12 protein-coding genes are annotated in these 14,187 nt (G+C 41.0%); all 12 read left to right on the plus strand.

Annotated elements, in window-relative coordinates:
- Nucleotides 1-3 precede the first annotated feature (3 nt).
- The 12 genes from MMY79_RS17560 (at nucleotide 4) to MMY79_RS17615 (ending at nucleotide 14,177) form a co-directional block, all read left to right on the plus strand.
- Entirely contained in the window at nucleotides 4-672 is a 669-nt protein-coding gene (locus MMY79_RS17560; RefSeq protein WP_252610602.1) for a hypothetical protein, read from the plus strand.
- 12 nt (nucleotides 673-684) lie between these two features.
- Nucleotides 685-2,304, plus strand: a complete 1,620-nt coding sequence (locus MMY79_RS17565) for an AarF/UbiB family protein (RefSeq protein WP_004794982.1) — start codon at nucleotides 685-687, stop codon at nucleotides 2,302-2,304.
- Between the two features lie 124 nt (nucleotides 2,305-2,428).
- Nucleotides 2,429-3,742, plus strand: a complete 1,314-nt coding sequence (locus tag MMY79_RS17570) for an NAD(P)/FAD-dependent oxidoreductase (protein ID WP_252610604.1) — start codon at nucleotides 2,429-2,431, stop codon at nucleotides 3,740-3,742.
- Between the two features lie 26 nt (nucleotides 3,743-3,768).
- A complete protein-coding gene (locus tag MMY79_RS17575) occupies nucleotides 3,769-4,155 on the plus strand; it encodes a VOC family protein (protein WP_252610606.1) in 387 nt (128 codons plus the stop codon).
- Nucleotides 4,156-4,329: 174 nt separating this feature from the next.
- The gene (gene hisIE / locus MMY79_RS17580; protein ID WP_252610608.1) at nucleotides 4,330-5,103 is read left to right on the plus strand and encodes a bifunctional phosphoribosyl-AMP cyclohydrolase/phosphoribosyl-ATP diphosphatase HisIE; all 774 of its coding nucleotides are present in this window, start codon (nucleotides 4,330-4,332) and stop codon (nucleotides 5,101-5,103) included.
- 9 nt (nucleotides 5,104-5,112) lie between these two features.
- Nucleotides 5,113-6,615 (plus strand): UvrD-helicase domain-containing protein, encoded by a 1,503-nt coding sequence (locus tag MMY79_RS17585; protein WP_005301860.1) that lies wholly within the window; start codon nucleotides 5,113-5,115, stop codon nucleotides 6,613-6,615.
- 23 nt (nucleotides 6,616-6,638) lie between these two features.
- Complete coding sequence (locus tag MMY79_RS17590; RefSeq protein ID WP_252610610.1) at nucleotides 6,639-8,030, plus strand: AAA family ATPase; 1,392 nt, start codon at nucleotides 6,639-6,641, stop codon at nucleotides 8,028-8,030.
- A 316-nt stretch (nucleotides 8,031-8,346) separates the two neighbouring features.
- Nucleotides 8,347-11,199, plus strand: a complete 2,853-nt coding sequence (locus MMY79_RS17595) for a monovalent cation/H+ antiporter subunit A (RefSeq protein WP_252610612.1) — start codon at nucleotides 8,347-8,349, stop codon at nucleotides 11,197-11,199.
- Nucleotides 11,196-11,564, plus strand: a complete 369-nt coding sequence (locus MMY79_RS17600) for a Na+/H+ antiporter subunit C (protein ID WP_003654595.1) — start codon at nucleotides 11,196-11,198, stop codon at nucleotides 11,562-11,564. The genes MMY79_RS17595 and MMY79_RS17600 overlap by 4 nt, the downstream gene beginning before the upstream one ends.
- Nucleotides 11,564-13,375: a monovalent cation/H+ antiporter subunit D gene (locus MMY79_RS17605; protein WP_252610614.1), complete on the plus strand. Its 1,812-nt coding sequence runs from the start codon at nucleotides 11,564-11,566 to the stop codon at nucleotides 13,373-13,375. Before MMY79_RS17600 ends, MMY79_RS17605 begins: the two co-directional genes overlap by 1 nt.
- 2 nt (nucleotides 13,376-13,377) lie before the next feature.
- Nucleotides 13,378-13,905, plus strand: coding sequence for a Na+/H+ antiporter subunit E (locus MMY79_RS17610; RefSeq protein ID WP_174758948.1), 528 nt, complete (start codon nucleotides 13,378-13,380; stop codon nucleotides 13,903-13,905).
- A complete protein-coding gene (locus MMY79_RS17615; RefSeq protein WP_004795001.1) occupies nucleotides 13,902-14,177 on the plus strand; it encodes a monovalent cation/H+ antiporter subunit F in 276 nt (91 codons plus the stop codon). Before MMY79_RS17610 ends, MMY79_RS17615 begins: the two co-directional genes overlap by 4 nt.
- The last annotated feature ends 10 nt before the right edge of the window (nucleotides 14,178-14,187 follow it).

Here is a 14,187-nt window from a genome sequence, read left to right on the forward strand (position 1 = left end):
GATATGTGGTCGATTCTGGCACTCGGTGCAGTCGAACGTATCATTCATCATCTGATCGATCTGGATGCGGTTACACGCATTCAGCTTAATCAGTTACAGGGCAAAATGTTGCGTGTTGTGATTGATAGCCCGCAGCTTTCTGTCGATGTATTCTTTGACCAAGAAAAAGTACGTCTTGAACCTACTGCAACAGGGCACAGTGAAAAGCCTTCTATTTTTGAACAACGCCCTTTTGATGCGCAATTCAAAATTTCTGAAGCAACAGCAACTTTGCATGTTAAAGATGTTATCGAACTGATTAAATTATTGGTCAGCGATCCAGATCATATTGGCAATATTCCATTGCAAGGTGATTACCACCTGCTACAGGATATTCAAAAGATTATGCAGCAAGCTGAACCAGATTTAGCTGCACATTTATCAAGATGGGTAGGCCCTCAACTCGCCCACGAAATTGGCAAGATTCAACTTGCACCTAAACATTTAAAACGCTCTCTTCAAAGTCATCTATTTTTTGCAGAAGACGCATTAAAAGAAGATAGTGGTCTATTTGCCCCTCGTTGGGAAATGGACGATTTAACTCAAGCAACTCGCAAGCTTAATCAAGACATTGACCGTCTAGAAGCAAGATTGCAGCAACTCAACACACAACTACAACCCTCTCAAGACTAGGTAAGACTGTATATGATTCCGCACGTTTCACGTTTACTCGAACTTTGGCGTATTGCAGCGCACTATAGACTCGATACGTTGTTCCCTGCGGATGAATTACCAGTTAAAGCTCAACGTGCATTAAGTGTTATTAAAATGCACCCAGCTGCATGGTCTAGTCGCGAACGTAAAAATCCTTTAAAGCTCAAAGAAGCTTTAGAAGAGATGGGGCCGCTTGCAATTAAGCTTGGACAATTACTGTCAACTCGACGTGATTTGATTCCACCTGAAATACTCGCTCAATTGGTCTTACTTCAAGATCAAGTAAAACCTTTTGATAGCAATGTTGCCAAACAACGTATTCAAGAATCATTAAAAGCTGACGTAAATACCTTGTTTGCACGATTTGATGACCAGCCATTAGCTGCTGCTTCAATTGCGCAAGTTCATACTGCTGCTTTGCACGACGGTCGAGAAGTTGTTGTAAAAGTGACTCGCCCCGACATTCGCAACCAAATTTTGCAAGACTTTGAGATTTTGGCATGGTTAGGCAACACATTAGAAAGTCGCCTTGAAGCTGCTCGTGCCTTACATCTCTCTGAAATTATTCAAGACTACCGCCAGATTATTTTAAATGAGCTGGACTTGAGTATCGAAGCAGACAATACCCGTCGTATGCGCCATTATTTTACTGGCTCAACCATGATGTACGTGCCTGAAGTCTACATGGACACCAAAGATGTCATGGTGGCAGAGCGCATTACAGGTGTACCTATTTCAGATACGGCAACCTTTGACCGTCTAGGTATGGACCGCGCACAACTTGCTGAAAAAGGTTTAACCATTTTCTTCACACAAGTATTCCGCGATAACTTTTTCCATGCCGACATGCACCCCGGCAATGTCTTTGTAGAAACAATTAACCCAAGCAATCCACGCTTTATTGCACTCGACTGTGCAATTATGGGTGAGTTATCTAAGCATGACCAGATGACCATTGCCCGCATGTTGCTTGCTGTAATGAACAGCAACTTTATGCAACTCATTCAAATTGTGCATCAAGCTGGCTGGATTCCACCGGGTACAGACCAAGATGCGCTATCGCGTGAAATGCGTCGCACGGTTGGGCCAATGGTGTCTAAACCAATGGATCAACTTGATTTTGCTGGCATCTTGATTCAAGTGATGGATATTGCCCGTCGCTTCCATTTAGAGATTCCACCACAACTCATGTTGTTGCTAAAGACTTTAGTGCATGTCGAAGGCTTAGGGACCGATCTTTATCCGCAGCTCGACATTTGGAAATTGGCAAAACCAATTTTGACTGAATGGGTCAAAGCCAATATGAACCCAGTCAAAAATATAAAAGAGTTAGGACAGCAACTACCTGACCTGCTTTTAGGTGCTCAAGATTTCCCAAGCTTAATTGTTGATAGTTTAAATGGTTTAAAAAATCAGTCTGCTTGGCAAGACCGTCAGTTACGCGAAATGCAGCAACTTCGTTTGCAAATGGAACATCAACAACGCCGCAGTTGGATGTTTGGTAGTAGCATGCTGATTTTACTCACCATCGCGATTATTAGTCCTTGGTTTGTTTCTATTATTTTAATTGTGCTAAGCAGTTTATTAGCGCTTTGGCGTATATTGAAATAAGTTTAAAATCCCTTGCCCGCGCAAGGGATTTTTTTATGTGAAAACTTTAATTTTCAAAAAAATTATAGATCAGCTATTCGTTGATTGCTAAATTTAATCTATAAATGCATCAAAAGAACAAACAATGAAAACACCTCATTTTGCGATTATCGGTGCTGGTACCGCAGGTTTAGCCACTGCGATTTTGCTCGCCCGTGAAGGCAATAACGTTACTATTTTTGAACAAGTTGATGAGTTATCTCCAGTAGGTGCGGGCTTATTACTACAACCAGCAGGTTTAGCAGTATTTGAACATTTAGGTATGCTCGATAAAGCGCTGCCATTAGGAGCAAAAGTAACAGGCTTAGAGGGGCAACTTCCCAACAAGCGTCTTTTAGTCAATAGCCACTATCATGAAGCATCCACAAATCTCTATGGTTTAGGTATACACCGAGCCACTTTATGTCATGTACTGACCCAAAAGCTTAGTGAGTATTCGAGCCAAATTACTTGGTGTATGAACCATTCTGTTGAGAGTTTTGAAGAACATAATGATGAAGTTCGACTATTCGGAACTCATCAAAATCAAAAGTTTGATGCTCGGTTTGACTCTGTCCTTATTGCGAATGGGGCTCGTAGCCAATTACGCCCCAAAGCATGGGTAAAGGTTGATCAAGCCTACCCTTGGGGTGCAGCGTGGAGTATCGTACCTGAGTGCCAAGTACTGGATTCTGAAATTCTGCATCAATTTTATGATCGCTCGAAAATCATGATGGGAATTCTTCCTACAGGAGCAATTCCAACAAACCCGCAACAACGCCTTTCGAGTATCTTCTGGAGCTTACCCACCCCGCAATTACAAAGCTTTCTGCAAGATGAACAAGCTAAACAAACTTGGTTAAAGCAAGTGTCAGAGCGTTGGCCCAAAGTTGCAGAATGGCTAAAAGAGATTTTATACGACAGTCAAACTCAGCCTAAATGGCTATCTGCAAACTACCGTGATGTAGTTATGACTCAATTTGGTCAAGGCCGAATTGGAGTGATTGGCGATGCCGCTCACGCGATGAGTCCACAGTTGGGGCAAGGCGCAAATATGGCATTATTGGATGCTTGGGCTTTTTCTCAATCATTGCAACATGCCCAAAAGAATCAAAAGATTGACTGGCCCCTGCTCTGGCAGCACTATCATCAACTTCGCCGTTCATCTACTCAGTTTTATCAATTTCTCAGTCGACTATTAACACCACTTTATCAATCTGACCATGGGTGGGTTGGAGGTCTAAGAGATCTTGTTTTCCCTTGGATGTATCAAATCCCCTATTTTCGAAAGGAAATGGCAATCACGATTTCAGGCTTAAAGACTGGTCCATTTCAGCAAATTGATTATGATCGAGTGGCTCAAACGCCTAAAGAAAGCCATGCTTTTAATGTAAAAAGCAAATCTTTGTCCGACTATTAACCCCACCAAATGATAATGAGTAACACATGAAAATTAGCCATCTTGATCATCTTGTTTTAACCGTCTCAAATATTGAAACTACCTGTAATTTCTATCAAACCGTATTAGGGTTTGAAGTCATCATTTTTAAAGGTGATAGAAAGGCTCTAAAGTTTGGAAATCAAAAAATAAATTTACACCAGCAAGGTAACGAGTTTGAACCTAAGGCATTACAGCCAACACCCGGATCTGCCGACCTGTGTTTTATTTCAGAAACTCCTATTTCAGAAGTGATTGCGCATCTTAATCAATTAAATATTACAATTGAGGAAGGCCCCGTTGAACGTACGGGTGCAATGCATCCTATTCTTTCAGTTTATATTCGCGATCCAGATCAAAATTTGATTGAGATTTCAAATATTCTCACGTCTTAGCCACTTGAATAAGATACTGACTGGTAAGCATTACAAGATGTTCATTACTATGACAAAGACAAAAAGCGCAAAGAATTTTTCCGCAAAGCGACATTGATGCCGTACACTATACAAGCTATTTTTTAGCATCTGATTGAAATCAATTTATAGTTCATATTTCTTTGGTGATTCCTCATGAATAACACGCAATGGCTCGATGAAGTAAAATTTAACGAACAAGGTCTTATCCCTGCCATTGCTCAACATCATCAAACCGGACGTATTTTGATGGTGGCGTGGATGAACCGTGAAGCACTTGCGCTCACAGCAGAAAAAAATCAGGCTGTTTATTTCTCTCGCTCTCGCCAAAAACTTTGGCACAAGGGTGAAGAGTCAGGCCATTTTCAAACAGTTTATGAAATTCGTCTGGACTGTGACGCGGACGTAATTATTCTACAAATTGAACAACACGGTGGTATTGCATGCCATACAGGCCGTGAGTCTTGTTTCTATCGTAAACTCACACCACAGGGCTGGGAAATTGTTGATGCACAATTAAAAGACCCTACTGCAATTTATGGTGAGAAAGCTAAAACTGAAAGCCACGATCATGCTCACACTACTGAACAAGTTGATGTACTTGCTCACTTAGGACAATTGATGCAAGAGCGTAAGCAAGCTGAAGCAGATACTTCATATGTTGCAAGCCTCTACAAAAAAGGCATCAATAAAATCTTAGAAAAAGTGGGTGAAGAAAGTGTAGAAGCCATTATTGCTGCTAAAGATTTTGCCGCACAGGATTCAGAAGCTCACTTAAACGATCTCGTTTATGAAACAGCAGATTTGTGGTTCCATACTATTGTGATGTTGGGTTATTTCGATCTTAATCCACAACTTATTATTGACGAATTAGCTCGTCGTCAGGGTTTATCTGGTTTAGTTGAAAAAGCTAACCGCAACAAGGTTTAAAATCACTCAGTGTCGAATATTGAAAAACCTAAAGCCACCTATGAGCAAGCCATTGCCATAGATAACGCACGTCTTGGGCAGTCATTTAAAGTGATTGCCTATGCTGGCACAGGTAAAACCACCACTCTACAAATGATTAGCGATGCCATGCCTGAACGGCGTGGTATGTATCTAGCATTTAACAAAGCCATTGCAGGCGAAGCACAAAACAAATTTCATCGTAATGTGGACTGTCGTACTTTTCACTCGCTTGCTTTTCGTAGCGTGCCGCGCGGTGTGACTGATAAATTACGTCTACCGCGACTAAGTCCAAGTTTTATTGCTAAAGAATATCGACTAGAACCTATTACGCTACGACGTATGATGGGTGGGCGTTACGAGAAATATGTCTTAATGCCAAGCCGTCTAGCGAGTCTTGTAGCAAATGCAGTCAGCTATTTCTGTTCAACGAGTTCTCAATATCCGGCACCTCGACATATTCAGGCACCTAACTGGTTGCATCCAGACGATATTATCGAATTACAAAATCACCTTTATCCTGCTGTGGAACGACGTTGGTTAGAATCGATTGACCAAAACCATCAAGCTGGTATTGGACATGATATTTACCTCAAACTTTGGGCATTGTCTGAGCCAAACATTCCTACTGACTATGTGTTGTTTGATGAAGCACAAGATGCTGATCCACTAATGCTAGGCATTCTGCTTCGCCAAAAAAATACTCAAGTTATTTATGTCGGTGATGCACATCAACAAATCTATGCTTGGCGTGGTGCAATTAATGCCATGCAACAATTGCCCTTGCCGGAATCTCGATTAACCACTTCTTTTCGTTTTGGTGAAACAATTGCTGATGTAGCCAATGCACTGCTTGGTGGTTTAAATGAAACTGTTCCCTTGCTTGGTAATCCAAACCAGAAATCAAGTGTAGTGAATAAACCACATACCAAAATGCGTGATGCAATTTTATGCCGCACCAATGCTCGTGCAATGGAGCTTTTACTGGCAGGCTTAGTTCACGGCGATAAAGTGAGTTTGCAGGCGGATCATCAAAAACTAAACCGTTTTGTAGACGCCGCAAGTCTCTTAAAGCAAGGAAAACGAGTTACTGACGTTCCTGAATTGGCATGGTTTAACTCATGGCATGATGTACATGAGTACTGTGAAACCAATGAAGGAAGTGACATTAAACCATTGGTTAAACTGGTTGATGATCACGGCACTGACCCGCTAAAAAAAGCACTTGCAAAGATTACTCCACTTGAGCAAGCTGATTATGTCATCTCCACAGCTCATAAAGCGAAAGGGCTAGAATGGAATCGCGTTCATATTGAAGATGACTATCAATTTAAAATTAATGGCTTAGAGCACAAGATTAGTGATGAAGAGTTAAGATTACTTTACGTTGCCTGTACTCGTGCTAAAGTAAGTCTAAATATCCATCATCTTTATGATCTGATACAACAATTAAAACTAAGGGCGCCTTTAAGTCTTCGTCAATCGGTTGGTTGAAGCGCTCATAATTAGGTGAGCCTATGCAACTTGAATCTATCCAATTTAAACATATTGCTCTTTTTCACGATCTTAAAATACAGTTTCAATATGAAAAACAGCCGATTACCTTAATTTTAGGTGAACAAGCAACGGGTAAAAGTATGTTGCTCAAACATACTTACCATGCTCTAACTTGGTTCCCTGCCCGTTTTAAAGATTTACGTAGCCCTGGTATTGTTATGCCTGACCAAGACATTACTCAATCGCGTCTACAATCAAAAATCGAAGTTACCCTTCAAGTTCCACCAGAAATTGGCTCTTTACCAGAAAGTGCCTCTGCTCAAGAGGTAGATTCTTCGCTGTGTAGCTGGAAACTTTTTAAGACCCTAAATTCAAGTGGTATTGGAATCAGCCAAGTTGAAACTCAGCAACTTGATCAGACTATGGCCCTTTATCAACAAATCATCAAAAAAGATCCATTACAAGGATTACCCTTAGTCGCTTACTATCCAGCCGAGCGATTTGTAAATGATATTAATCTGCTCAATAAAAATTTACCCGGCATTACTCAAGCCATTTCAGCCTATGATATTAGTCCAGTTCCATTTACAACCTTCACGCGTTTTTTTGAATGGTTACGTGAAATTAGTGATATCGAAAATGCTCAAGCTGCACATCTGGTACAACGCATTAAATCTAAGCAATCAGATCCACAAGATCAGACAGAACTATTCAATGAACTTCAAAAGGAGTTAGCTGGGCAGCCGAAACAGCTCACCACACCTAATCTCTATGCTCTTAAAAATGCATTAAATATCGTCTTGCCAGAGCTCAAAGACTTATATTTGCAATATCAGCCTCGGCTTCAACTCATGGCTAACTATGATGGTCAAACCCTGCCTTTTCAGCAACTTTCCAACACCACAAAAACTTGGATTGCCTTAGTAGGCGATATTGCCCGCAGGCTCTGTTTACTCAATCCGTTAAGCCTAAACCCTTGCCTTGAAGGTGAAGGAGTCTTATTGATTGATCAAATTGACGCGCAACTCGATGCACGGCATTGTTCAGAAATTTTAAACAAACTCCATCAGGCATTTCCACGCTTACAAATTATTGCAACTGGAAGTCGTGAAGAGTTACTAGAACATGCCTCAGCCTATCAATGTTTAAAACTAGAGCATGGTAAAATTAGCCATCTTGATTTAAATACCACCAAACAACAACTTGAACACATCTATACATTACTCCAAAGAAACGAGTCATTGGTTCCACATATAGAAACACAGCTTCCAAGCTTAATAGACCCTACTCCCTCTCCAGCACAGATTGATATTTTATTTCAGCAGATTCAGGGTTTAAATGAACAACAAAAAAATGAATTGCTACGCATGATTCATGCAGGAGACACACCAGAAGAAAGCCCTTCTGTTTAAATTTTATAATCAATCGGCTCTCTTTTTATAATTAAAAAGCAGGGCCACAAAATATATGGTTGAGTCAGATTTTTTAGCTTCAAAAATAACTAGATGTTGTTACTACATGTAATAACATCAGATTTTTACTGCTTTTTTAGTGTACAATAAATTTCATTTTGCGTTTTTATTCTTCAAGTTGCGCAATACAACTTGTTTCTCGCTTTATTTTCTAATTTGGTCGGGTTTTCAGAATAACAAAGCCTTGGAACTCTCTTTGAATTCCTATCTATTCTGAAATTAAAAATTCACCTTTAGGTTTCGGCCTAAATCACATATGGATACGAGTGTGCTACCGATAATTATCTTATTACCGTTAATATTAGGCACCACCCTTGTTTCATTGCTTCAACGATTCTCTCGTGGAGTAACGGCTTTAGGGGCAATTGGAGTCAGTTTAACCAGTTTTGGTTTATTACTGGCTCAAGCTAAAACTGTGCTTGGTGGTGCAAGCATTCAACAAAGCTGGGATTGGTTACCTCAACTAGGAATTAATCTAAGCTTCAGACTCGATGCTCTTGGTTTACTATTTTCTTTACTTATTACCGGTATCGGTACCCTCATTTATATATACGCCTATTACTATCTTGGCCCTAAAAACTCTTTAAGCAAACTCTATGCTTTACTCATGCTGTTTATGGCAGCAATGCTGGGAATTTCGCTCTCTAATAATCTTATTATTTTATTAGTCTTTTGGGAGCTCACCAGTATTTCATCTTTCTTATTAGTGGGTTACTGGAGTCATTATGAGGCGGCTCAACGCGGCTCTCGAATGGCGCTCACTATTACAGGGATGGGCGGTTTGGCGTTATTGGGTGGATTTGTTTTATTAGGGCAAATCACTGGAACCTATGAAATTAGTGACATCATGGGTATGAAAGATGCCATTCAAGCTCATACTCTATTTGTTCCAATGCTATTACTTATTTTGCTTGGTGCATTTACAAAGAGTGCTCAGTTCCCATTCCATTTTTGGTTACCAAATGCAATGGCAGCACCAACTCCGGTGTCTGCTTACCTACACTCTGCGACCATGGTAAAAGCGGGGATTTTTCTACTTGCCCGCTTACTGCCAATTTTTGTAGGCGCTGCGATCTATCACAATATCGTGACATTTATCGGCCTGTTTACACTTTGTATGGCAGCATGTTTTGCCATTTTCAAAGAAGATTTAAAAGGTTTGCTCGCCTATTCAACGATTAGTCATTTGGGACTCATTGTTTGTTTACTTGGTATCGGTTCACCTTTAGCCGTTGCTGCTGCTATTTTTCATATTATTAACCATGCAACATTTAAAGCTGCACTCTTTATGATTGCAGGGATCATTGACCATGAAACGGGTACACGTGATCTTCGAAAACTCAGTGGTATTTGGCAATTACTTCCTTTCACTGCCACATTAACCATGATTACCGCTGCCTCTATGGCAGGTGTACCGCTCACCAATGGCTTTATTTCTAAAGAGATGTTCTTTACCGAGCTATTGGCGAATCTTTCAGGTTCAGCAGTTATCTTTGCCAGCATCATTGCAACGCTTGCTGGTATTTTTGCAGTAAGTTATTCAATTCGCTTAGTGCACGGCGTATTTTTTGACGGTCCGATTGGTAAACAGGTACCAAATAAAGATGCACATGAACCGCCTATGGGCATGCGCGCACCAGCTCTTCTTCTTGCTGTGCTATGTATCCTAGTCGGCGTTTTACCTTCTTTGTTGGTAGAACCACTAGTAAATAGCGTAACGAGAGCAAGCTTGATGCAACCAGAGTTTGCAGGAACTCATCTTGCGATCTGGCATGGCTTCAATGCCCCTCTTGTGATGAGTATTATTGCCTTAGTCGGCGGCACAATCTTCTATTTTGCTTTGGCAAAAGATGGCATGATTCGTAAAATTGACCTTGACCCACGTCTTGGCAAATTTCAAGGCCGCATTTTATTTGATTTATTTTTAAAACATCTGTTGCTTACAAGCCGAAAAATCAAACAAAAAACTGAAAATGGCTCATTGCAAAGTTACTTGTTCATGATCATTGCGTTTAGCGTCATCATGGTAACTATGCCGCTACTCAATCAAGGGCTCACCACAGGCACACGTGAACTCACTCATGCCCCATGGATTGCCATTGTTCTCTGGCTGACCTTATTCTCAGGTTGCTGGATGATGCTGTGGTTCCATCATGAGCGTATTAAAGCAGTCCTTATTAGTGGTGCAATTGGTCTGGTTGTAACGATGGTGTTTGTCACCATGTCAGCTCCAGATTTAGCACTGACTCAAATTACCGTGGATGTTGTAACCACTGTTCTTTTATTAATGAGTTTATCTTTACTTCCACAGCTAACGCCGTATGAATCTCTTCGCTCAAGACGTTTAAGAGATGCTGCTTTAGCGATTATTGGAGGCTTAGGGATAGGCTGGATCGCATGGCTGATTTTAACTCGTGATCATAATTCAATTTCATGGTTCTTTGCTCAACAGTCTTTACCACTTGGTGGCGGCTCAAATATTGTAAACGTCATTTTAGTTGACTTCCGTGGTTTCGATACCTTTGGTGAAATTACGGTGCTGGGCATTGCTGCTATTGGTTCACTTTGCCTCATGGATGGTATGCGTGTACATGGTACAACCATGACCCAAGGTCTCACCTATCGTTTTAATCCATCTCCGCTCATGTTCCGTATTACAGCCTCTTGGGTATTGCCATTGGCGTTGGTCGTAAGTGTTTATATCTTTATGCGAGGCCATAACTATCCGGGCGGTGGTTTTATTGCAGGTCTAATCACCTCAATGGCGTTAATCATTCAATATATTGCGCTAGGTCAAGACCAAACTGAACAATTACTCAAAGCAAAATCAGGCCGTCTTTACGAAGTCTGGATTGGTTCAGGTTTAACCATTGCTGGGCTTACTGGTGTAGCTGCATGGTTCTGGTTACGCCCATTCCTGACTAGCGCGCATGTGTATGTTGAGTTACCAATTCTAGGAAAACTACATTTGGCTTCGGCTGCAAGTTTTGACTTAGGGGTTTATATCACCGTGGTTGGTGCAACGATGTTGCTCATCTCGGTATTGGGAGACTCTCGCCACTCAAGCATGGCTGGTCCTGTAGTACCCCATCGGGAGGAATCATCATGATCAGTTTAGAATTCTTATTAGCTTCCGCGATTGGTTTACTTGTTGCCACAGGTATTTATCTGATTTTACGTGCTCGTACTTTCCCTGTCGTGCTTGGATTAGCTGTAATTGGCTATGCTGTAAACCTATTTTTATTTGCGATGGGCCGATTACAAATCAGCTCCCCCGCAATTTTAACTGAAACAACAAAAATAACCGATCCACTTCCTCAAGCGCTGGTGTTAACAGCCATTGTGATCGGTTTTGCAACCACCGCTTTTATTGTACAACTGGCACTGCGTAGCCGTTATGAATCAGGTAGTGATCATGTTGATGCTAAAGAAGACATCTCTCCAACATACGACCCACGCGAGGATGAGCCGTAATGTTTGATTTTTTATCTTTCTGGCAAGAACATGCGCCGATTTTTAGCATTCTCATTCCGGCATTTACTGCTTTTATCTTATTACTGCTAGGCAATCCAGGTGCAGGTGCTTTAAAAGATGACTGGCGACAACCATGGCGTCGTGGCATTAGCCTTGTTTCCGCAATTGCTGGATTAATTACTGCAATTGTATATTTGAGCTTTGCAAGCACAGGTCAAATTACCACTTACCAGTTGAGTGAATGGTCAGCACCGTTTGGTATTGTGCTCGTGTTAGATCGTCTTTCTGCTTTTATGCTGGTACTGACCTATGCGTTAGTCGTTCCAGTTTTATGGTATGCAAGCGACAATTGGGATACGCGTGGTCGCTATTTCCATGCCATGGCGCATTTCTTGTTAATGGGTATCTGCGGAGCATTTTTAACAGGCGATTTATTTAACCTTTTCGTCTTTTTTGAAATCTTATTGATGGCTTCGTATGTTTTGCTTTTACATGGGCAAGGCAAACCACGTTTTCAGCTTGGCGTTCACTATGTCATTATCAATCTTCTAGCCTCTGCCCTATTCTTAATCGGTCTTGGCATGATTTATGGCAGTGTAGGTAGCCTCAACATGGCTGATGTTTCACGCCTTATTCCGACACTTGAAGCAGATCAACACAAATTAGCTGTAGCAGGTGCCCTACTTTTATTTGTAGTGTTTGGCATTAAAGCAGCGATGCTTCCCGTAGGTTTTTGGCTACCAAAAACTTATGCTGTTGCAAGTACACCTGTAGCTGCAATTTTCACCATTATGACCAAGGTCGGGATCTATTCGATTTTGCGTGTAAATGGAACAGTATTTGACGATGCGCTTAGTCAAGAAATCTTAAAAAGCTGGTTACTTCCAATTGGTTTAATTACTTCACTTTACGGTGTGATTGCAGCAATTGGAGCAGATCGTTTACGTCGCTTTGTCGGCTTTATGGTTCTTTCTTCAATTGGTACCTTGCTCACAGCAATTGCCATGTCGAATACACAAGCATGGTCTGGCGCTTTATATTACTTAGTACACAGTACGCTAATTGGCGCGGCTTTTTATCTATTTTGTGGCTGGATAACTTCACAACGTGGAGACTTTAAAGATCATTTAAAAGTTGCCCCAAGAATCAAACAAGAAAAAGCGGCTATGCTAACTTATTTCTTGATTGCCATGATGCTCGCGGGTTTACCACCTTTTAGTGGTTTTCTTGGAAAAGTATTTATTTTACAAGCGACAGTTGAAGCCAGCTATCAAGGCTGGATCATTGGTGTTGTGCTTGTTGTGAGCCTATTAAGTATTATTGCTTTAACACGAGTTGGTTTTATCTTGTTCTGGCGAGCAACACCACCAGAGGAAGATCCAATCCATCCAGCGTATATTGTTTATCGAGCATTACCAGAACGAGCACCACCACGTAATGATCAAGTGATTTATGTGTTACTTGCTGGATTAATCGCTTATGTTGTCTTTGCTGCGCCTATTCAACATTACACTTTAAGTACGGCCCAGCAGATTCAAGACCATGCACTTTACCAAAGCACTATTCTTAAAGTAGATAAAAATGGTGAAGCTATCAGCGTACAACCATTTGACCCTGCTTACCTACCAGAAACTAAATATGGTGGTGAGGTTGAAGATCATAATGCTTACCTCGTTCCAGATATTATTTCGAAAGATACCTTCAATGGTGAACATATTTCGGAATATAAACTTCGACAAATTCAGCAACAGGACAAACTACAAACGCCTACCATTGTTGATGAAAGTCAATTGAAACCTATGGAGCCATAACAATGCAGTTATCTCATTTGCTTGAACGCTGGTTTCCACATCCATTTGTTTCCGTTCTTATCATTTTATTTTGGCTGATGCTGTCACATAGTCTTGATGCTAGTGACATTCTGACGGCAGTACTGTTGGGTTTAATTATTCCTCGTTTAGTCAAACCGTTTATTACCCGCACACCGCATATTCACTGGAAACCAGCTGTTAAATTATGCTTTGTGGTTCTTTGGGATATTGTTATTTCTAACTTTCGAGTGGCAAAGCTCGTTTTAGGACCTACCAAAAATTTACATCCTAAATGGTATCGTGTACCGCTAGAAACGGAACATGAACAGGTCAATACCTTACTGGCAATGATCATCACCACAACGCCAGGTACGGTTTCTGCGGGTATTGATCAGGAACGTGGAGATATTCTGGTTCATGCGTTGAGCACGGATAATACCGAATCTGATATTGAAGACATCAAACAACGTTATGAAATTCCACTTATGGAAATTTTTGATGTAAAAAGCAAAACGGAGGCAAGTGCATGACCATCCTACCCTATGCTCTAGGTATTAGCTCAATTGCCATTACAATCTCTATGCTACTTTGTCTCTTCAGATTGGTCATAGGCCCATCAATTGTAGATCGACTTTTAGCACTCGATACTCTCTTCTTAAATGCAACTTGCCTCATTGTTGTTTTAGGCATTTATTGGATGACGACCTCTTTATTTGAAGGAGCTCTACTGGTTGCTATGCTAGGTTTCGTATCTACAGCAGCCTTAGCACGTTACTTCACAACTGGTCACGTAATCGATTAAGGAGAGATCA

The sequence above is a fragment of the Acinetobacter sp. XS-4 genome (assembly GCF_023920705.1).
In the GTDB taxonomy this organism is placed as follows: domain Bacteria; phylum Pseudomonadota; class Gammaproteobacteria; order Pseudomonadales; family Moraxellaceae; genus Acinetobacter.

Coding starts and splice junctions, on each gene's coding strand:
- MMY79_RS17565 (WP_004794982.1), top strand. CDS start 685: ATGATTCCGCACGTTTCACGTTTACTCGAACTTTGGCGTATTGCAGCG.
- MMY79_RS17615 (WP_004795001.1), top strand. CDS start 13,902: ATGACCATCCTACCCTATGCTCTAGGTATTAGCTCAATTGCCATTACA.
- MMY79_RS17605 (WP_252610614.1), top strand. CDS start 11,564: ATGTTTGATTTTTTATCTTTCTGGCAAGAACATGCGCCGATTTTTAGC.
- MMY79_RS17595 (WP_252610612.1), top strand. CDS start 8,347: ATGGATACGAGTGTGCTACCGATAATTATCTTATTACCGTTAATATTA.
- MMY79_RS17575 (WP_252610606.1), top strand. CDS start 3,769: ATGAAAATTAGCCATCTTGATCATCTTGTTTTAACCGTCTCAAATATT.
- MMY79_RS17570 (WP_252610604.1), top strand. CDS start 2,429: ATGAAAACACCTCATTTTGCGATTATCGGTGCTGGTACCGCAGGTTTA.
- MMY79_RS17560 (WP_252610602.1), top strand. CDS start 4: ATGTGGTCGATTCTGGCACTCGGTGCAGTCGAACGTATCATTCATCAT.
- MMY79_RS17610 (WP_174758948.1), top strand. CDS start 13,378: ATGCAGTTATCTCATTTGCTTGAACGCTGGTTTCCACATCCATTTGTT.
- MMY79_RS17590 (WP_252610610.1), top strand. CDS start 6,639: ATGCAACTTGAATCTATCCAATTTAAACATATTGCTCTTTTTCACGAT.
- hisIE (WP_252610608.1), top strand. CDS start 4,330: ATGAATAACACGCAATGGCTCGATGAAGTAAAATTTAACGAACAAGGT.
- MMY79_RS17600 (WP_003654595.1), top strand. CDS start 11,196: ATGATCAGTTTAGAATTCTTATTAGCTTCCGCGATTGGTTTACTTGTT.